This is a genomic window from Promicromonospora citrea, assembly GCF_013004695.1.
Lineage (GTDB): Bacteria > Actinomycetota > Actinomycetes > Actinomycetales > Cellulomonadaceae > Promicromonospora > Promicromonospora citrea.
Map to the genome: position 1 here is coordinate 1 of NZ_JABEMG010000033.1, position 18,680 is coordinate 18,680.

General features: G+C 73.7%; 19 protein-coding genes and 1 pseudogene. 12 read left to right on the top strand and 8 right to left on the bottom strand.

Annotation, left to right across the window (positions count from 1 at the left end; genetic code table 11):
* From HLB15_RS08850 to HLB15_RS08875, 7 genes and pseudogenes are all read left to right on the top strand, one after another.
* Nucleotides 1–187: pseudogene (locus HLB15_RS08850) on the top strand (SCO3242 family prenyltransferase); the annotation flags it as partial.
* Entirely contained in the window at nucleotides 184–1,083 is a 900-nt protein-coding gene (locus HLB15_RS23725) for a sugar phosphate isomerase/epimerase family protein (protein WP_229785635.1), read from the top strand. The pseudogene HLB15_RS08850 and the gene HLB15_RS23725, both read left to right, overlap by 4 nt.
* The gene (locus HLB15_RS23730) at nucleotides 1,080–1,736 is read left to right on the top strand and encodes an EboA domain-containing protein (protein ID WP_212759662.1); all 657 of its coding nucleotides are present in this window, start codon (nucleotides 1,080–1,082) and stop codon (nucleotides 1,734–1,736) included. Before HLB15_RS23725 ends, HLB15_RS23730 begins: the two co-directional genes overlap by 4 nt.
* 22 nt (nucleotides 1,737–1,758) lie before the next feature.
* Nucleotides 1,759–2,637, top strand: a complete 879-nt coding sequence (locus HLB15_RS08860) for a TatD family hydrolase (RefSeq protein WP_171104938.1) — start codon at nucleotides 1,759–1,761, stop codon at nucleotides 2,635–2,637.
* A 1-nt stretch (nucleotide 2,638) separates the two neighbouring features.
* Entirely contained in the window at nucleotides 2,639–3,820 is a 1,182-nt protein-coding gene (eboE, locus tag HLB15_RS08865; protein WP_171104939.1) for a metabolite traffic protein EboE, read from the top strand.
* Nucleotides 3,817–5,217, top strand: coding sequence for an alkaline phosphatase family protein (locus HLB15_RS08870; protein WP_171104940.1), 1,401 nt, complete (start codon nucleotides 3,817–3,819; stop codon nucleotides 5,215–5,217). Before eboE ends, HLB15_RS08870 begins: the two co-directional genes overlap by 4 nt.
* Nucleotides 5,218–5,317: 100 nt before the next feature.
* Nucleotides 5,318–5,896, top strand: coding sequence for a hypothetical protein (locus HLB15_RS08875; RefSeq protein WP_171104941.1), 579 nt, complete (start codon nucleotides 5,318–5,320; stop codon nucleotides 5,894–5,896).
* Between the two features lie 3 nt (nucleotides 5,897–5,899).
* Here HLB15_RS08875 and HLB15_RS08880 read toward each other — a convergent pair whose 3' ends face one another.
* On the bottom strand, nucleotides 5,900–6,553 hold the full coding sequence (locus tag HLB15_RS08880; protein WP_171104942.1) for a response regulator: 654 nt from the start codon (nucleotides 6,551–6,553) through the stop codon (nucleotides 5,900–5,902).
* Nucleotides 6,550–7,878 carry a sensor histidine kinase gene (locus HLB15_RS08885; protein WP_171104943.1) on the bottom strand — a complete coding sequence of 443 codons (1,329 nt, stop codon included), beginning with the start codon at nucleotides 7,876–7,878 and terminating at the stop codon, nucleotides 6,550–6,552. The genes HLB15_RS08880 and HLB15_RS08885 overlap by 4 nt, the downstream gene beginning before the upstream one ends.
* A gap of 118 nt (nucleotides 7,879–7,996) precedes the next feature.
* On the opposite strand from HLB15_RS08885, the gene HLB15_RS08890 reads away from it, so the two are divergent.
* A complete protein-coding gene (locus tag HLB15_RS08890) occupies nucleotides 7,997–8,740 on the top strand; it encodes a GAP family protein (protein ID WP_171104944.1) in 744 nt (247 codons plus the stop codon).
* A gap of 72 nt (nucleotides 8,741–8,812) precedes the next feature.
* Here HLB15_RS08890 and HLB15_RS08895 read toward each other — a convergent pair whose 3' ends face one another.
* From HLB15_RS08895 to HLB15_RS08910, 4 genes are all read right to left on the bottom strand, one after another.
* The gene (locus HLB15_RS08895; RefSeq protein WP_171104945.1) at nucleotides 8,813–9,943 is read right to left on the bottom strand and encodes a branched-chain amino acid aminotransferase; all 1,131 of its coding nucleotides are present in this window, start codon (nucleotides 9,941–9,943) and stop codon (nucleotides 8,813–8,815) included.
* A 163-nt stretch (nucleotides 9,944–10,106) separates the two neighbouring features.
* Entirely contained in the window at nucleotides 10,107–11,162 is a 1,056-nt protein-coding gene (locus tag HLB15_RS08900; RefSeq protein WP_171104946.1) for a 3-isopropylmalate dehydrogenase, read from the bottom strand.
* A gap of 68 nt (nucleotides 11,163–11,230) precedes the next feature.
* Nucleotides 11,231–11,629 (bottom strand): VOC family protein, encoded by a 399-nt coding sequence (locus HLB15_RS08905; protein ID WP_171104947.1) that lies wholly within the window; start codon nucleotides 11,627–11,629, stop codon nucleotides 11,231–11,233.
* A gap of 85 nt (nucleotides 11,630–11,714) precedes the next feature.
* On the bottom strand, nucleotides 11,715–12,350 hold the full coding sequence (locus tag HLB15_RS08910; protein ID WP_229785637.1) for an ASCH domain-containing protein: 636 nt from the start codon (nucleotides 12,348–12,350) through the stop codon (nucleotides 11,715–11,717).
* A gap of 223 nt (nucleotides 12,351–12,573) precedes the next feature.
* Between HLB15_RS08910 and HLB15_RS08915 the strand changes: the two genes are divergently transcribed.
* The 4 genes from HLB15_RS08915 (at nucleotide 12,574) to HLB15_RS24770 (ending at nucleotide 16,809) form a co-directional block, all read left to right on the top strand.
* Entirely contained in the window at nucleotides 12,574–13,812 is a 1,239-nt protein-coding gene (locus HLB15_RS08915; RefSeq protein WP_171104948.1) for a quaternary amine ABC transporter ATP-binding protein, read from the top strand.
* On the top strand, nucleotides 13,805–14,725 hold the full coding sequence (locus HLB15_RS08920) for an ABC transporter permease (RefSeq protein WP_171104949.1): 921 nt from the start codon (nucleotides 13,805–13,807) through the stop codon (nucleotides 14,723–14,725). Before HLB15_RS08915 ends, HLB15_RS08920 begins: the two co-directional genes overlap by 8 nt.
* A 92-nt stretch (nucleotides 14,726–14,817) precedes the next feature.
* Entirely contained in the window at nucleotides 14,818–15,720 is a 903-nt protein-coding gene (locus tag HLB15_RS08925; RefSeq protein ID WP_171104950.1) for a glycine betaine ABC transporter substrate-binding protein, read from the top strand.
* A 129-nt stretch (nucleotides 15,721–15,849) separates the two neighbouring features.
* A complete protein-coding gene (locus HLB15_RS24770) occupies nucleotides 15,850–16,809 on the top strand; it encodes a DMT family transporter (RefSeq protein WP_171104951.1) in 960 nt (319 codons plus the stop codon).
* Between the two features lie 252 nt (nucleotides 16,810–17,061).
* Here the strand turns inward: HLB15_RS24770 and ilvC are convergent, their stop codons facing one another.
* Together ilvC and ilvN are read right to left on the bottom strand one after the other, a co-directional pair.
* The gene (ilvC, locus tag HLB15_RS08935; RefSeq protein WP_171104952.1) at nucleotides 17,062–18,090 is read right to left on the bottom strand and encodes a ketol-acid reductoisomerase; all 1,029 of its coding nucleotides are present in this window, start codon (nucleotides 18,088–18,090) and stop codon (nucleotides 17,062–17,064) included.
* 63 nt (nucleotides 18,091–18,153) lie between these two features.
* On the bottom strand, nucleotides 18,154–18,678 hold the full coding sequence (ilvN, locus tag HLB15_RS08940) for an acetolactate synthase small subunit (protein WP_171104953.1): 525 nt from the start codon (nucleotides 18,676–18,678) through the stop codon (nucleotides 18,154–18,156).
* Nucleotides 18,679–18,680 lie beyond the last annotated feature (2 nt).

Consider the following 18,680-nt stretch of genomic DNA (forward strand, 5'->3'; position numbering starts at 1 on the left):
GACGGCCGCGCACGCGCGCACGGCCACCCGGTCGGGCATCCAGGCCATGGTGCCGCTGCAGGCCGCGTGGGCCGCCCGGTCCGGCGGCCTCGGCACGACCGCCCTGCTCGCGGGCGTCGCGGCCGTGGGGTACGGGCTGCGCCTGCTGGGCCGCGCACGCGGCCGCGCGGGGGTGAGCATCACGTGAGACCCCCGTTCCTGCTCGGCTACGGCACCAACGGCTTCGGCGACCACCCGCTGCACACCGCGCTCGACGTGCTCGACGACGTGGGGTACGACGCGGTGGCGCTCACGCTGGGGTTCCCGCACCTCGACCCGTTCGCGCCCGGCGCGCCGACCGAGGTCGCGGCCGTGCGGGCCCACCTGCGGCGGATGCGGGGCGGCACGGGTGCCGCCGCCGTGATCGAGACCGGCACCCGGTACCTGCTCGACCCGCTGCACAAGCACCGGCCCACGCTCGTCGACCGCGACGCCACGCTGCGGATGCGCTACCTCGAACGGGCGATCGAGGTGGCGCAGGAGACCGACGCCCGCTGCGTGTCGTTCTTCTCGGGGATCCTGCCCGAGGACGCTGCGCCCGCCGACGGCTGGGCCCGCCTGCGCGACCGCCTGCCCGAGCTGGTCCGGTACGCGGGCGAGCGCGGCGTGCGGCTGTCGATCGAGCCGGAGCCCGGGATGCTCGTCGAGACGGTCGCCGACGCCCTGCGGCTCCTGGCGGAGGTCGGCGAGCCGCGCGAGCTCGGCGTCACGGTCGACGTGGGGCACTGCCTCGTCGTCGAGCCCGACGGTGTCGAGGGCGCGCTGCGCGCCGCAGCGCCGTACCTGAGCAACGTGCAGCTCGACGACATGCCGAGCAGCCACCACGAGCACCGGCCGTTCGGCGAGGGCGAGATCGACCTGCCGCACGTGCTCGCCACGCTGGCCGACATCGGCTACACCGGCGTCGCCGCGGTCGAGCTGCCCCGCCACTCCCACGACGCGCCCCGGCTGGCCCGGGCGAGCCGCACGGCGCTGCTGCGCGCATGGGCCGACGTCGTCGGGGCGCCCGAGGGGGCGCCCGTGAGCGAGAGGAGCGCGTCATGACGGAAGACCTGCCGACGGCGGACCCCGGGACGGACTGGCTCGACCGGTCGTGCGCCGCGATCACCGCCGAGCCCGACCAGGTCACGCGGGCGTTCGCGCTCGCCGCCCGCCGGGTCGGGCGGGAGCCGCAGCGCCCCGACGTCGATCCCACCGGCGTCGTGCACGGCACGGTCGACGACGCGGCGCGCGCCCGGCTCGTCGTCGCGCTCGCCGACGCCGTGGGCACGGGACCCGACCTCGTCGAGCGCCTGACCACCCTGTACCGCCAGGGCGACGGCGCCGAGCGCCGCGGCGTGCTGCGCGGCCTGGACGCGCTGGCCGCCGCGGGCCGGCTCGCGGGACCCGACGGCGCCGCCGACGCGCTGGTCGCCGCGGGCCTGGAGCTCGCCGCCGACGCCCTGCGCGCCAACGACCCCGCGCTGGTGGCGTCCGCCGTCGGCCCGTTCGGGTCGGCCCACCTGGACCAGCACACGTGGCGCCACGGCGTGCTCAAGCTCGTGTTCCAGGGGACGAGCCTCGACGCCGTGCACGACCTGACGGCCCGTGCCGACACCGAGCTGGACCGCATGGCCCGCGACTTCGCCGCCGAGCGCCGCGCGGCCGGCCGCACCGTACCCGCCGACCTCGGGCGGCTGAGCACCGCCATCGGCTGAGCACCACCACGAAGGAGTGACGTTGCGCATCCTCGACCCCCACATCCACATGACGAGCCGCACCACCGACGACTACGAGGCCCTCTACGCCGCGGGGGTCCGCGTCGTCGTCGAGCCCGCGTTCTGGCTCGGTCAGCCGCGCACGAGCGTCGGCTCCTTCACCGACTACTTCGACTCCCTGCTCGGCTGGGAGCGGTTCCGGGCGGCGCAGTTCGGCGTCCGCCACCACGCCACCATCGCGCTCAACCCCAAGGAGGCGAACGACCCGCGCTGCCGCGACGTGCTCGCCGAGGTGCCGCGCTACCTGCTCAAGGACGGCGTCGTGGCCGTCGGCGAGGTCGGGTACGACTCCATGACGCCGGAGGAGGACGAGGTCTTCGCGGCCCAGCTCCAGATGGCGCAGGACGCCGAGCTGCCCGCGCTCGTGCACACCCCGCACCGCGACAAGCTCGCGGGCACCCGGCGCACCCTCGACGTCGTGCGCGAGTCCGGCCTGCCGCCCGAGCGGGTGCTCGTCGACCACCTCAACGAGACCACCGTCGCCCTCGTGCGCGACGCCGGCGCGTGGGCCGGGTTCTCGATCTACCCCGACACCAAGATGGACGAGGGCCGCATGGTCGCGCTCCTCCAGGAGTACGGCACCGACCGGATGATCGTGAACTCCGCCGCCGACTGGGGCCGGTCCGACCCGCTGAAGACCGTGAAGACCGCCCGCGCGATGCTCGCGGCGGGCTTCACCGAGGACGACGTCGACCAGGTGCTCTGGCGCAACCCCGTCGCCTTCTACGAGCAGTCCGGCAACCTCGTGCTCGACCCGGTGCCCGGCTTCACCGAGGGCGCGGGACCCGCGGCGGGCGTCGAGTACGAGGGCTCCTCCGTGCTGCGCGGGGTGCGGGCCTGACATGCGCCTCTCCTACTGCACGAACGTGCACCCCGCCGAGGACCTCGACGGCGTCCTCGACCAGCTCGCCCGCTACGCCGGGCCGGTGCGCGAGGCCGCGGGGCTCGACACGCTCGGCGTCGGCCTGTGGCTGCCCGCCGAGCTCGCGCACCGCCTCGACGCCTCGGCCGACGACCGCGAGCGCCTGCGCGCGGCGCTGGCCGAGCACCGCCTCGAGGTGCACACGCTCAACGCGTTCCCGTACGGCGGGTTCCACCGCGACGTCGTGAAGCTCGCGGTCTACTCCCCCACGTGGGCCGAGCGGGCGCGGCTGGACTACGTGCTCGCGTGCGCGCGGGTGCTGGCCGACCTGCTGCCCGAGGGGGCCGACGGGTCGATCTCCACCCTGCCCCTGGCGTGGCGCGCACCGTGGACGCGGGCGGACGACGACGAGGCGGCGCGCGCGTTCGCGACGCTGTCGGCCGAGCTGCGCGCGCTGGCGGAGCGGACGGGCCGGACGGTGCGCGTGGCCGTCGAGCCCGAGCCGGGGTGCGTGCTGGACACGGTCGAGGACGTGGTGGCGTGGCTCGCCGCGCGGACGGGGCCCGAGTGGCCGGCCGACCGCCGGATCGACCCGGAGCACGTCGGGGTGTGCCTCGACACGTGCCACCTCGCGGTGTCGTTCGCGGACCCGGCGGGCGCCGTCCGCCGGATCACCGACGCGGGCCTGCGGGTGGTCAAGGTGCAGGCGTCGGCCGCGCTGGAGGTCGCCGACGTGTCGGCGCCGGGTGCGCGGGACGCCGTCGCGCGGTTCGTCGAGCAGCGCTACCTGCACCAGGTGCGCGAGCTGACCGCGACGGGCGACGTCCTGGCCTCGGACGACCTGCCCGTCGCCCTCGGCGACGCCGACCGTCGGCCCGCCCTGCCCGGCACCGGCCCGTGGCGCGTGCACTTCCACGTGCCGCTGCACCACGAGCCCGCACCCCCGCTCGCCGCCACGACCCAGGTGCTGCGCGACGCCGTCGCCGCGGTGCGGTCCGCGCCGCACGGCGCCGAGGCGCACCTCGACGTCGAGACGTACACGTGGTCGGTGCTGCCGCCCGACGTGCTGCCCACCGGGCCCGGAGAGCTCGTGGCCGGGATCGCCGCCGAGCTGCGGTGGGCCCGCGAGAACCTGCTGACGACGGAAGGAATCCGCGCATGACCCCCGTGCTGCTGCTCGACGTCGTCGGGCTCACCGCCCGCGCCCTGTCGCACATGCCCCGCCTGCGCCGGCTGGCCGGTGCGGGGTGGCAGTCGGAGCTCGCCACCGTGCTGCCCGCCGTGACGTGCAGCGTCCAGTCGTCCATGCTCACCGGCCTCATGCCCGCGCAGCACGGCGTCGTGGGCAACGGCTGGTACTTCCGCGAGCTGGGTGACGTGTACCTGTGGCGCCAGCACAACCGGCTCGTCGGCGGCGAGAAGCTGTGGGAGGCCGCCCGCGGCAAGGAGCCCGACTACGTGGCCGACAACGTGTGCTGGTGGTACGCGATGGGCATGAGCACGGACGTCACGGTCACGCCGCGGCCGATCTACCACGCCGACGGCCGCAAGTCCGCCGACGCCTACGTGCGCCCCGCCGCGCTGCACGACGAGCTGGTGGGCCGGTTCGGCGACTTCCCGCTGTTCACCTACTGGGGCCCGACGGCGTCCATCGCCTCGACCCGCTGGATCGTCGACGTGACGCGCCACCTGCTGCGCACGCGCGACGCCCAGCTCACCACCGCGTACCTGCCCCACCTCGACTACGACCTGCAGCGGTTCGGCCCGGACTCGCCCGAGGCCGACCGGGCCGCCGCCGAGCTCGACGCCGCCCTGGCGCCTCTGCTGGACGACGCCGAGGCGGCGGGCGTCACCGTCGTCGCCGTCGCCGAGTACGGCATCGGGCCCGCGGACCGGCCGGTCGACATCAACCGCCTGCTGCGCCGCGAGGGCTACCTCGAGGTCTACACCCAGGACGGGCGCGAGCAGCTCGACCCGTGGACGTCGCGCGCGTTCGCCGTCGCCGACCACCAGGTCGCGCACGTGTACGTCACCGACCCGGCCGACGTCGCCCGCGTCGCCGGCCTGCTGCGCACCGTGCCCGGCGTCGACGAGGTGCTCGACCGCGAGGCCCAGGCCCGGTACGGGATCGACCACGAGCGCGCGGGCGAGCTCGTCGTCGTGGCGGAGCCCGGCGCGTGGTTCACGTACTACTTCTGGCTCGACGACGACCGCGCGCCCGAGTACGCGCGCGGCGTCGACATCCACCGCAAGCCGGGCTACGACCCCGCCGAGCTGTTCTTCGACCCCGCCGACCCGCTCGCCAAGGCGAAGGCGGGGCTCAACCTCGTGCGCAAGAAGCTCGGTCTGCGGTACGCGATGAGCACGGTGCCGCTCGACGGCTCGTACGTGCGTGGCACGCACGGGCGCCTGCCCGACTCGTCGGCCGACACCCCGCTGCTGCTGTGCTCGGCCCCGCAGGTGCCGTCGGCCGTCTCGCGCTGGGTCGAGGACGACGCGGCCCAGGTGCCCGTCACCGCGGTGAAGGACCTGGTGCTGGACCTGCAGGGCCTGCGATGAGGCGCGCCGGACGGACACGCCGGGTCCTGTAGCCCCCTGCCGTGCGGGCCGGTCCGATCCGTGGTGGAGTGGACATACGGCTCAACCGGGAGGTACCCCTATGAGTGACCCGAACCGTCCCTACGACCCCGACTACGGCGAGCAGCCCCCGCCCGCCTACGTGCCCGCGCAGGCACCGGGGACGCCGACGCAGCCCGTGGGCGGGCCGCCGCCCGGCGAGGGGTACACCCGGCCCGTCACCTCCGGCACCGAGAACCCGCGCCTCGGGCTCGAGGTCGGCCGGTACTGGGCGGGCGCCGCGGCGACCGTGCTCGTGGCCGCGCTCATCGGGCTGGCGGCCACGTTCATCCTCGAGTCCGTGCTGGGCCTGGAGGTCCACTCGCAGCTCGACCTGTCCGGCACGGGCTCCGACCTCATGGCCTGGGTGGTGGCCGGCGCGCTGTTCGCGGCGCTCGCCGCCGTGGTGCTCTACCTGTTCGTGCTGAGCACGCCGCGGCCGCGCGCGTTCTTCGGCTGGGTGGTCGTGCTGGCCACGGTCATCCTCGCCGCGGTGCCGTTCACCGACCGCGCGGACGTGGTGCCCGCCGTCCTCGCCGCGGTGGTGTGGATCATCCTCGGGTCGGCGGTCTACTCCCTGCTCACCGGCACCCTGGCCCGCACGGTCGTGCAGCGGACCTGACGCTCACGCCAGCCCCGCGTCGCGGGCCGCGATCGCGGCCTGCACGCGGGACGTGACGCCGAGCTTGGCGAGCACGCGCGAGACGTGGGTCTTGGCGGTCGCCTCGCTGATCGTCAGGCGGACGGCGAGCTCCGCGTTCGACAGGCCCTCGCCGAGCCCGGCCAGCACGTCCAGCTCCCGGGGCGTGAGGTCGGCAGGCAGCGGTGCCGCCGCGGCGCGACCGTTCACGGCCGCGCCGCGCGGCGCCGCGAGCTCCGCGATGAGCCGCCGGGTCACCTCGGGTGCGACGACGCCGTCGCCCGCCGCGACGTGCCGCACGGCGTCGACCAGCGCCGTCGCCTCTGCCGTCTTGAGCAGGAATCCGGCGGCGCCCGCCCGCAGCGCGCCGAACACGTACTCGTCGAGGTCGAACGTGGTGAGCACGAGCACCTCCGCCAGGCCCTCCTCGACGATCTGCCGGGTCGCGGTCACGCCGTCGGTGCCGGGCATGCGCACGTCCATGAGCACGACGTCGGGCCGCAGCGCCCGCGCGTTGGCCACGGCGACCGCGCCGTCGCCCGCCTCGCCCACGACCTCGATGTCGCCCGCGGTGGCGAGCAGCATGCGCAGGCCGGTGCGGATGGCCGCGTGGTCGTCCGCGAGCAGCACCCGGATCACGAGGCCCTCCCCTCCGCGGCGCCCGTCCCGGCGGGGCTCGCCTCCGCGGGCGCGGGCAGGGGCAGCTCGGCCCGCACCACCCAGCCGTCCCCGTCCTGCGGCCCCGCGGTGAACGTGCCGCCGACGGCGGTGACCCGCTCGCGCATCGACACCAGCCCGAGCCCCGTGCCGCCGACCGTGTGCCCGATCGCGCCGGCCTGCGCGCGCGAGGGGCCGTCGTGCGGGCCGCCGTCGCGCACCTCGACGCGCACGCCGTCGCCGACGGCGACCGAGAGGGCGGCGCGGGGCCCGCCGTGCTTGAGCGCGTTGGTCAGGGCCTCACGGACCACCCGGTACACCGCGTGGTCCACCGCGGCGGGCAGCACCGTCGCGCCGGACAGGACGCCGTCCGGGTCGGCCACCGTGAGGTCGAGACCGCCCAGGCGCACCTGGTCGAGCACCGACGCCAGCTGGGCGACGCGGGGCGCGGCGAGCAGGCCCGTCGCGCCGTCCGCCGCGGGCTCGCCCTCGGCGGGCTCGGCGCGCAGCACCCGGATCATCGCCTGCATGTCCTGCAGGGACGCGAGGCTCTCCTCGCGGACGGCCCGGAGCGCGGCGCGGTCCCGCTCCGCCTCGGCGGGGCCCGCGAGCGCCGCCCCGGACAGGATCGTGATGGCGGACAGGTGGGACGCGACGACGTCGTGCAGATCGCGGGCGACGGCGGTGCGCTCGGCGCGGACGGCGTCGTGCCGGGCGGCCTCGGCGAGCCGCAGGAGCGCGGTGCCGCGCTCTCGCTCGAGCCGCTCGCGCTCCTGCGCCGCGGCGGTCAGCTCACGGCCCTGGCGCACGTTCGCGCCCCACCACATCGGCATGACCAGGAGGGTGACGGCCTGCAGACCGCCGAGGACGGCGTACCGCAGCTCGCCCGTGATCTCGCCGACGACGATCGCGGCGGCGAGCACCACGACGCTGACGCCCCCGACCGTGACCCGGCGCGCCGGGCGCCTTCCGTACAGGTGGACGGCGTAGAGCGCCTCCCACAGCAGCACGATGAGGCCGACGCTGCCCCCGAGCGCGACATCGGCCGCGAAGGCGACCGCGACGACGCCGACGACGGGGAGCGGGCGTGTCCGCCGCCAGACGAGGGCGACGCCGGCCACGGCGACGGGGACGAGGAACCACCAGGCCGGCGCCTCGATGCCTGCCCAGTTGATGCGGATCAGCCCCAGCGCGTCGAGGCCCAGCGCCACGGCGACGAGCTTGACGGCCGTGATGACGTCGCCCCGCCGGTCCTCGGCCGTGACCGCCCGGACGACGGGCCGGAGGCGGTCGGGAAGGTGGGGCATGGGTCCATCTCAGCACGGGCCGGCGCGTGGCGGATCATCCGAAGGATGTACGGCGGGTCCGGGCGGTTCGCCGGTTCGGCCGATGCGCGCGGTGCCGGCGCGGGCGAGGCTGTGCGGCATGGACCTTCTCTCCGCCGAGCTCACGGGCACCGCGCTGGTCGGCGCCCTCGTGGTGCTCGCCCTCATCGACTCGACGAGCTTCGGCACGCTGCTCATCCCCGTGTGGCTGCTCATGTCTCCCGGCCGGGTGCGGGTGGGCCGGATGCTGCTCTACCTCGGCTCGATCGCGGGGTTCTACGCGCTCGTGGGCCTCGCGATCCTGCTCGGCGCCGACGCCCTGGGCGAGACGCTGGAGCGGCTGTCGAGCACGCGCGCCTTCCTCGTCGGGCAGCTCGTGGTGGGCGCGGGGCTGCTCGCGTGGAGCTTCAAGATCGAGCCGATCGGCGGGCGCCGGAAGGACGACGCGCAGGCGCGGGCGGGCGCGGTCCGGCTGGGCCGGTGGCGCGAGCGCGTGCTCGGCAGCGAGACGGGCAGCGGCCGGGCGCTGGCGCTGCTCGCGGTGGGTGCGGGGCTCGTCGAGGTCGCGACGATGCTGCCCTACCTCGCGGCCCTCGGTCTCATCGGCACGCAGGGTCCGGGCTGGCCGACGTCGGCCCTGTGGGTGGCCGGGTACTGCGTGGTCATGGTCGCCCCCGCCCTCGTGCTGACCGCCGCCCGGGTGGTCGCGGCCCGGCTCGTGGAGCGGCCGCTGGGCCGGCTGGACTCCTGGCTCACGCGGAACGCCGCGAGCACGACGGCCTGGGTGGTCGGCATCGTCGGGTTCCTCGTGGCGCGCGACGCGATCGGCCGCCTCTGGGGCTGAGTGCGCCGACGCCCCGCCGCGACCGGCGTGCGGTCGGGCGGGGCGTCGTGGCGATCCGGTCGGGCGCGTCCGTCAGGCGAGCCGGCGCATCCAGCCGTGCCGGTCGGCAGCGCGGCCGTACTGGATGTCGGTGAGCTCCTGGCGCAGCGCCATCGTCAGCTCCCCGGGCTTGCCCCCGTTGAGCTCGTGGTCGAACGACGAGCCGGCGAGCCGGCCCACGGGCGTCACGACGGCGGCCGTGCCGCACGCGAAGAACTCGGTGACGCGGCCGGACTCGAGGCCCGCCACGACCTCCGACAGCGGGATGCGCCGCTCCACGACCTCGTAGCCGCGGTCGGCGGCGAGCTGCAGCACCGACGCGCGCGTGATGCCCTCGAGGATCGAGCCGAGCTCGGGCGTGTGGATCTTCTGGTCGTCGGTGACGAGGAAGACGTTCATGCCGCCGAGCTCCTCGAGGTACGTCGAGGACGCGGCGTCGAGGAAGCAGACCTGGTCGAAGCCCTCCTGCTGCGCCTGGAGCTGCGGCAGCAGGCTCGCGGCGTAGTTGCCGCCGAACTTCGCGTCACCGGTGCCGCCGGGCGGGCCCGCGCGGTGGTACTGCTCGGACACGTAGATCGACACCGGCTGCACGCCGCCCGAGAAGTACGGGCCGACGGGCGAGGCGATGACGATGTACTCGGCCTCCGTCGACGGCCGCACGCCGAGGAACACCTCGGACGCGTACATGAACGGCCGCAGGTACAGGGACGAGTCCTCGCCGTCCGGCACCCACTCGATGTCCGTGCGGACGAGGGCGGCGAGCGAGCCGATGAAGTCGTCCACGCTCAGCGCGGGCAGCGCGAGTCGGTGCGCGGAGCGGGCGAACCGGCGCGCGTTCTCGTCCGGGCGGAAGGTCCACACCGAGCCGTCGGCGTGCTTGTAGGCCTTGAGCCCCTCGAAGATCTCCTGCGCGTAGTGCAGCACCGCCGTCGCGGGGTCGAGCTGCAGCGGACCGTACTTCTCGATCCGCCGGTCCTTCCAGCCGTCCGCGGCGGTCCACGAGATGCGCGCCATGTGGTCCGTGAACTTCGTCCCGAACTTCGGGGCGCGCAGCGCCTCGGCGCGCTCCGCATCCGACGTCGGCACGTCCGTGGGCCGCACGTCGAAGAGTGCCACCAGGTCCTCGAGCGGCGCGGGCAGGATGGGGTCCGTCGTTGTTGTCATGTCGATGCCTTTCACCGGAATGCTGCTGTCAGTCTTCCACGCCCGGCGAGGCGGAGGGAGCGTTCCGGGCCGGGCGTCGTGCCCGGGTACGGCTCTCGACGACCGAGAGCGGCGCCCGGGGCCTGTTCGCGGGACCCGGACGCCGCTCTCGTGGAGCGGGGCGTCAGCCGGTCACGCGTGCCGCGATGTCGCGGCCTACCTGGTCGGTCGTGCGTACGACGTCCCCGCGCTCCGCGAGGTCTGCGGCGACCGCGTCCTGGACGCGTACGGACTCCTGGGTGTACCCGAGGTGGTCCAGCAGGAGCGCGACCGAGAGGATCGTCGCCGTCGGGTCGGCCTTGCCCTGGCCCGCGATGTCGGGCGCCGAGCCGTGCACCGGCTCGAACATCGACGGCGCGGTGCGGTCGGGGTTGATGTTGGCCGACGCGGCCAGGCCGATGCCGCCGGAGATCGCGGCGGCCTGGTCGGTGAGGATGTCACCGAAGAGGTTGTCGGTCACGATGACGTCGAAGCGCGACGGGTTCGTCGTGAGGAAGATCGTCGCGGCGTCGACGTGCAGGTAGTCCGTCGTGACGTCGGGGAACTCGGCGTTGACGGCCTCGACCGTCCGACGCCACAGGTGCCCCGCGTGCACGAGCACGTTGTGCTTGTGCACCAGGGTCAGGTGCTTGCGCGGCCGCGCGCTCGCCCGCGCGAACGCGTCCCGCACGACGCGCTCGACGCCGAACGCCGTGTTCACGCTGACCTCGGTCGCGATCTCCGCCGGCGTGCCGACGCGCAGCGCGCCGCCGTTGCCGACGTAGGGACCCTCCGTGCCCTCGCGCACGACGACGAAGTCGATCTCGCCCGGGTCGGCCAGGGGGCTCGTGACGCCCTCGAACAGCCGGGTCGGGCGCAGGTTCACGTAGTGGTCGAGCGCGAAGCGCAGCTTGAGCAGCAGGCCGCGCTCCAGCACACCGCTCGGCACCGACGGGTCACCGATGGCACCGAGCAGGATCGCGTCCTGCCCCTTGATCCGCTCGAGATCCTCGTCCGTGAGGGTCTCGCCCGTCGCGTGCCAGCGGCGCGCGCCCAGGTCGAACTCGGTGGTGGAGAGCTTGGTGCCCGACGGCGCCAGCGCCGCCTCGAGGACCGCGAGGCCCTGTTCCACGACCTCCGTGCCGATGCCGTCTCCTGCGACGACCGCGAGGTCGATGCCGTCTGTCGTAGCCTCTGCCATGGCGTGAGCCTACGCGCGCGAGGCGCAGGATGAGACGCGGGTCTCAGCCCGTGGACGGGTCACGGCGCTCACCGGTCCCGCGCGGAGAGGACGCAGAACTCGTTGCCGTCCGGGTCGGCCAGCACGGTCCACGACGCCTGCTCCGGCTGCCCGACGTCGATCACGGTCGCCCCCAGCTCCACGAGCCGCGCGATCTCCGCGTCCCGGTCGTCGCTCGTGTGCGGCGCGAAGTCCCAGTGCAGCCGGTTCTTGCCCGTCTTCTCGTGCGTGACCGGCACGAACACCATCCCCGGCGGCACCTGGTGGAACTCCAGCCGCTCCACGAGCTCCAGCCCCCACGGCGGCACGACCACCGACTCGGCGTCGGTGTCGACGACGACCGTCCAGCCCAGGGCCTCGGCCCACCAGGCGGCCAGCCGCCGGTGGTCCGTGGACTCCACCACAGTCGAGTACCAGCGCAGCGCCATCGCTCTCACCTCTCGTCGGTGTTCCCCGGCCACCCGGCCGAGACCCCCACGGTAGGACGACCCACCGACACCCCGGGCCGGGGACTCAGCGCTGGGGGTAGAGCAGCTCGAAGCGCTCGCACAGCAGCGGCATGTCGGGCGCGAACTCGCGGCCCGGGCCCAGCGTGCGGCGGAAGTACGCCTCGTGCCCCGCGCGCCACGACGCGAGCGTGCGGTCGTCCTCGCCCTCCGCCGCCGCGAAGTCCTCGTCCACGTCCTCGAACGCGACCGTCTCGACGCTCGTGGTGCGGATCAGCGCGCGGGGGTGGCCCTCGCCGTCGAGCAGGATGGACAGCTCACCCACGACCGGCAGCGGCGCGCCCTCGTCCTCGTAGTCCCACAGCGCCGACGACGTGGCCGTCTTGTCGCCCGCCAGCACGGCGTCGAGCAGGCGCTGCGCCAGGCCGGGCTCGTCCCCGAACGACCACGCCTGCGGCGGCACGGTCTCGTTCACGGTCTGGCCGACGACGACGCTCGCCTTCGCCATGCCCGCGAACTGCCGGGCGGCGGCCCAGAAGTCCAGCACCTCGGCGGCCAGCTCGGCGTCCTCGGCCGGCACCGCCTCGGGGTCGAACGTGGCGGGGTCGAAGGTCGCGTCCGTCGCGGGGTCGAGGGTCGCGTCCGTCGCGCTCTCCACGGCCGGCTCGTCGCCCGCTGCCTGCGGGTTCGGGTCCTGGTTCACGGGGCCATCCTGCCCTACGGGACGGCCCGCGACGAGACCGTCCCGGCACCGGTCCGCCGGGCTCCGCTCCCCATGCAAAGAACTGAACGATCCGATAACGAACGCTTACCTGGTTTGCCTCCGCTCGTCCGGACATGGTCTGGTGAACGACAGTTCAGTCCGCAGGACGTGCCGGCCCAGGGGTCCGCCCCGCCGCCGCCGTCCGCCGAAACGAGGGGGCTGCGTGCCAGCCATCGAGGCACACCACCTGTACAAAGTGTTCGGCCGCAAGGGCCGCGAGGGAGTCCGCCGGCTGGAGGCCGGCGCGGACGCCGAGGAGCTGAGGAAGGCAGGGCTCACGCCCGCCGTCGTCGACGCGTCGTTCACCGTCGACGAGGGCGAGATCTTCGTCGTCATGGGGCTCTCCGGGTCCGGCAAGTCGACCCTCATCCGCATGATCAACGGGCTGCACCCGCCCACCTCCGGGCACGTCGAGCTGTACGGCGAGAACATCACCGCCGCCACCGGCAAGGACCTGCGCCGCCTGCGCCGCGAGCGCATCAGCATGGTCTTCCAGCACTTCGCGTTGTTCCCGCACCGCACCGTGCTCGACAACGCCGCCTACGGCCTCGAGGCCCAGGGCGTCGGCAAGGAGGAGCGCAGGGCCCGCGCCCACGAGGCGCTCGAGCTGTGCGGCCTCACCGGCTGGGACGACCACCTGCCCGGCGAGCTCTCCGGTGGAATGCAGCAGCGCGTCGGCCTGGCCCGCGCGCTCGCCGCCGACACCGACATCCTCCTCATGGACGAGGCGTTCAGCGCCCTCGACCCGCTGATCCGGCGGGACATGCAGGACCAGCTCGTCGAGCTGCAGCAGAAGCTCGGCAAGACGATCCTGTTCATCACCCACGACCTCAACGAGGCCATGCGCATCGGCGACCGGATCGCGATGATGCGCAACGGCCGGATCGTCCAGGTCGGCACGGCCGAGGAGATCCTCACCGACCCGGCCAACGACTACGTCGCCCAGTTCGTGGCCGACGTGGACCGCACGCGCGTGCTCACCGCGTCGTCGGTCATGGAGCCGCCCGCCGCGACCCTGAAGGCCGAGCAGGGGCCGCGCGCCGCCCACAAGGTGATGCGCGAGCACCAGGTCCCGGCCCTGTTCGTCACCGGGCGCGACCGCACCCTGCGGGGGTACGTCACGGAGGACGAGGTCGGCCGCAACCTCGACCGGACGGACATCACGACCCTCCTGCACCCCGTCCCGGAGGCCGCGCGCGTCGCCCCGGACACCGCGCTCGCCGACCTGTTCGGCCCGGCCGCCGAGACGCCCGCCGTCGCGGTGGTCGACGACGACGGCCGCCTCCTCGGCGTCGTGCCCCGCATCACGCTGCTCGCTGCGCTGAGCCAGGACGGTACGAGCCAGGACGGTACGAGTCAGGACGAGCCCAGCCGGAACGAGACGGAGGCCGCCCGTGCCTGAGCCCACCACCCCGCTGTCGATCGTGCCCGCCATCCCGATCGGCACCTGGCTCGAGACCGGCTTCGAGGCGTTCAAGGACACGTTCGACGCGGCCTTCGACGTCCTGCGCGACGTCATCTCCACGGCCATCGACGGTCTCGCCGGCGTGCTGCACGCGCCCGACCCGCTCGTCCTCGCCCTCGGCTTCGCGCTCCTGGCCTGGCTGGTGCGCAACTGGAAGCTGGGCCTCGGCACCCTGGTCGGCATGGTGCTGATCATCGGCATGGACATGTGGGACCCGGCGATGGACACCCTGGCCATCGTGGTGGTGGCCACCGTGATCGCCCTGGTGCTCGGTATCCCGCTCGGCATCTGGGCGGCCCGCTCGACGACGGTCAGCCGCATCCTCAAGCCCGTCATGGACTTCCTGCAGACCATGCCGGGCTTCGTGTGGCTGGTGCCCGTGGTCAAGCTGTTCAGCATCGGCGTGGCGGGCGCCATGGTCGCGACCGTCATCTTCGCGCTCGCCCCCGCCGTTCGCCTCACCGAGCTCGGCATCCGCCAGGTGGACAAGGAGGTCGTCGAGGCAGGGCACGCCTTCGGCGCCGCGCCCCGGCAGATCCTCCGGGACGTCCAGCTGCCGCTGGCGCTCCCGAGCGTCATGGCCGGTGTCAACCAGGTCATCATGCTGTCGCTGTCCATGGCCGTCATCGGCGGCCTCGTCGGCGCCCCCGGCCTGGGCAACGAGGTCATCAAGAGCCTCTCGACCCTCGACCTGGCGCTCGGGTTCGACGGCGGCATCTCCGTGGTGATCCTCGCGATCTTCCTCGACCGCCTCACCGCGTCCATCGGCACCCGGCGGCCCGGCCGCGGCCGCCTGCGCGAGCTGCGCGACCGCTTCACCCGCACCCCGGCGGCGAGCGCCGCCCCCTGACCGTCCCTGCTCCCTCACGCGAGCCGGAACACCCCTGCAGAACGCCTACCCATACACGACGCACCCCAGAGATACGAAACGGAAGGACACCGATGATCGGCACGACCGGCAAGCGGATCGGAGCGGCCACGCTGGCGCTCGGCCTCGGCCTGGGCCTCACGGCCTGCGGCAGCGAGGACGGCGGCAGCAGCGAGGGCGAGGGCGGCGGGACCATCACGCTGGGCATCATCCCCTCGTGGACGGACGGCCTGAGCACCGCCTACCTGTGGAAGCACATCCTCGAGGAGGACGGGTACACCGTCGAGATCGAGGAGATCAACGACGCCGCGCCGCTGTACACCGGCCTGGCCGAGGGCGACCTCGACGTGTACCCCTCCGCGTGGCCCGAGGTCACGCACGCGGCGTACATGGAGGAGTACGGCGACGACCTCGAGGACCTCGGCACCTACTACGACGGCGCGAAGCTGACCATCGCCGTGCCGGAGTACTCCGAGCTGCAGTCCATCGAGGACCTGGTGGGCAAGGCGGACGACTACGACGGCAAGATCGTCGGCATCGAGGCGGGCGCGGGCCTGACCAAGGCGACGCAGGAGCAGGTCATCCCGCAGTACGGCCTGGACGAGGACGGCTGGACCCTGCAGACGTCGTCGACGCCCGCGATGCTCAACGCCCTCGAGGAGGCGGTGGGCTCCGAGGAGGACATCGTCGTCACGCTGTGGCGCCCCTTCTGGGCCAACAACACGTTCCCCGTGCGCGACCTCGAGGACCCCAAGGGCGCGCTCGGCGAGGCCGAGGGCCTGCACGAGATCGCGACGAAGGGCTTCGGCGAGGAGTTCCCCGAGGTCGCCGAGATGATGGCGAACGCGAAGCTGGACGACGAGCAGTACGGCACGCTCGAGGACCTCGTGGTCAACGAGCACCCCGACGACCCGGCGGCGGGCGTCGAGGCGTGGATCGCCGAGAACCAGGACTGGGTCGACGGCCTGACGAGCTGATCTGCGTTCCTCACGACGGCGTCCCGGTCACGGCCGGGGCGCCGTCGTGCTGTTCGACCGGCCCTCCTGTGACGAGACCGACAGCCGGACGCCGCTGCCTCGGGCAACCGCCGTTCCTAGACTTTCCGGGTGCCCGGAACCACCCCGCCCGCATCCGCCTCCCGTCCCGTGCTCGGCGTCGCGCTCGCTGTCGTGGGCGGCGCCGCCGTCGCGGCGCAGAGCCGCATCAACGGTTCGCTCGCCGACCACGTGGGCAGCGGCTACCTGGCCGCCGTCGTCTCGTTCGGGTCCGGCCTGCTCGTGCTGGCGCTCGCCCTGCTCGTCTGGCGGCGCGGCCGCACGGGCATGCGGCGCGTCGGCGCCGCCCTGCGCGCAGGCACGCTGCGGCCGTGGCAGGTGCTGGGCGGCGCGGCCGGCGGGTTCTTCGTCGCCACGCAGGGCCTGACCGTCGGTGCGCTCGGCGTCGCCACGTTCATCGTCGCGTTCGTGACCGGCCAGTCCGTCGGCTCGGTCGTCGTCGACCGGCTCGGCCTCGGGCCGGGCGGCGTCCGGCTCGTGACGTTCCCGCGCGCCGTCGGCCCTGTGCTCACGGTCGTCGCCGTGGCGATCGCGGTGTCGGGCGGCCTCGGGTCGTCGTCGGCCCTGGGGCTCGCGGTGCTCCCGCTGCTCGCGGGCGTCGGCTCGGCCTGGCAGCAGGCCGTCAACGGCCACGTGCGCGCCGCCGCGGACGACGTGCTGGCGGCCACGCTGGTCAACTTCGTCGTCGGCACCGTCGTGCTCGGCGTGGCGCTCGGGGTGTCCGTGCTCGTCAGCGGCGTGCCGCAGGGCGCGTTCCCGACCCAGCCCGTGCTGTACGTCGGCGGCCTCATCGGCATCGCGTTCATCGCCGTGTCGGCCGCGATCGTGCACCGCATCGGCGTGCTGCTGCTCAGCCTCGGCATGATCGCGGGGCAGATCGTCGCCGCGCTCGTGCTCGACGTCGTCACGCCGGGTGCCACGCCGCCAGGCGTCGCGACGTACGTCGGCGCGGCCCTGACGCTGGTCGGCGTCGCGGTCCCGCTCCTGGCAGAACGCCGCCGCACCCCCTGACCCTCCCCGCTGCGCCGAGGTAGTCACCTGGCGAGGTAGTCATAGGGCGAGGTAGTCACAGGGCGAAGTAGTCATGGGGCGAGGTAGTCATGGGGCGAGGTAGTCACAGGGCGAAGTAGTCATACGGCACAGGGCCGGAGCGCTGGTCAGCGCTCCGGCCCTGTGACTACCTCGCCAGGTGACTACCTCGCCAGGTGACTACCTCGCCCTATGACTACCTCGCCACGTGACTACCTCGACGAGAGAGAGGGGTCAGCGGGCGGCCGAGCCCTCGACGTAGTCGCTGTCGGACGGCTTGATCCACGAGAACATCTTGCGCAGCTCGCGGCCCGTCGCCTCGATCGGGTGCTGCTCACCCTTGGCGCGCAGCTCCTTGAACTCCGGGGCGCCCGCGTCCTGGTCCGCGATGAAGCGGGCCGCGAACGTGCCGTCCTGGATGTCGGAGAGCACGGCCTTCATGTTCTCCTTGACGCGCGGGTCGATGACGCGCGGGCCGGAGACGTAGTCGCCGTACTCGGCGGTGTCCGAGACGGACCAGCGCTGCTTGGCGATGCCGCCCTCGATCATGAGGTCGACGATCAGCTTGAGCTCGTGCAGCACCTCGAAGTACGCGACCTCCGGCTGGTAGCCGGCCTCGGTCAGCGTCTCGAAGCCGTACTGGACCAGCTGCGAGGCGCCGCCGCACAGCACGGCCTGCTCGCCGAACAGGTCGGTCTCGGTCTCCTCGGTGAACGTCGTCTTGATGCCGCCGGCGCGCAGGCCGCCGATGCCCTTGGCGTAGGACAGGGCCAGGTCCCAGGCGGAGCCGGACGCGTCCTGCTCGACCGCGACGATCACGGGCACGCCGCGGCCGTCCGCGAACTCGCGCCGCACGATGTGGCCGGGGCCCTTCGGGGCGACCATGAGCACGTCGTGGCCGGCCTCGGGCTTGATGTACCCGTACCGGATGTTGAAGCCGTGCCCGAAGACGAGCGCGGCGCCCTCCTTGAGGTTGGGCGCGATGTCGTCGGCGTACAGGTGGCGCTGCACCTGGTCGGGCGCGAGGATCACGACGACGTCGGCCTCCCGCACCGCGTCGGGCACGGTCGCCACGGTGAGGCCCTCGTTCTCGGCCTTCTCACGGGACGCCGAGCCCTCGCGCAGGCCCACGGTGACCTGGGCACCGGAGTCACGCAGGTTGAGGGCGTGCGCGTGGCCCTGGCTGCCGTAGCCGATCACAGCAACCTTCTTCTGCTGGATGACCGACAGGTCGGCGTCGTCGTCGTAGAACATCTCAGCCACGGTTCTTGCTCCTTGAGTTCGTTTCTCGGGGGTCTTGGGGGTCGTGCAGGGGGTGTGCCACGCTCACGCGGACCGGACGGCGCGCTCGAGCGCGCGGTCCGTGATGGACCGCGAGCCGCGGCCGATGGCCAGCATCCCGGACTTGACGATCTCACGGACACCGTACGGTTCCAGCGCCGCGAGCAGGGCGTCGAGCTTCGCCGCGGGACCCGTGGACTCGATGACCACGGCGTCCGGCACGACGTCGACGACGCGCGCCCGGAACATGTCGACGACCTCCAGCACCCCGGTTCGGGTGGCGGCGTCGGCCCGCACCTTGACGAGCAGGAGCTCGCGGTGCACCGACGACTCGGGTTCGAGCTCGACGATCTTGATCACGTGGACGAGCTTGTTGAGCTGCTTGGTGACCTGTTCCAGGGGGTGCTCCTCGACGTCGACGACCACCGTGATGCGCGAGATCTCCTCGTGCTCGGTGGGGCCGACGGCCAGGGAGTGGATGTTGAACGCGCGACGGGCGAACAGGCCGGCGACGCGCGTCAGCACGCCGGGCTTGTTCTCCACGAGCACGGACAGGGTGTGCCTCGACACGG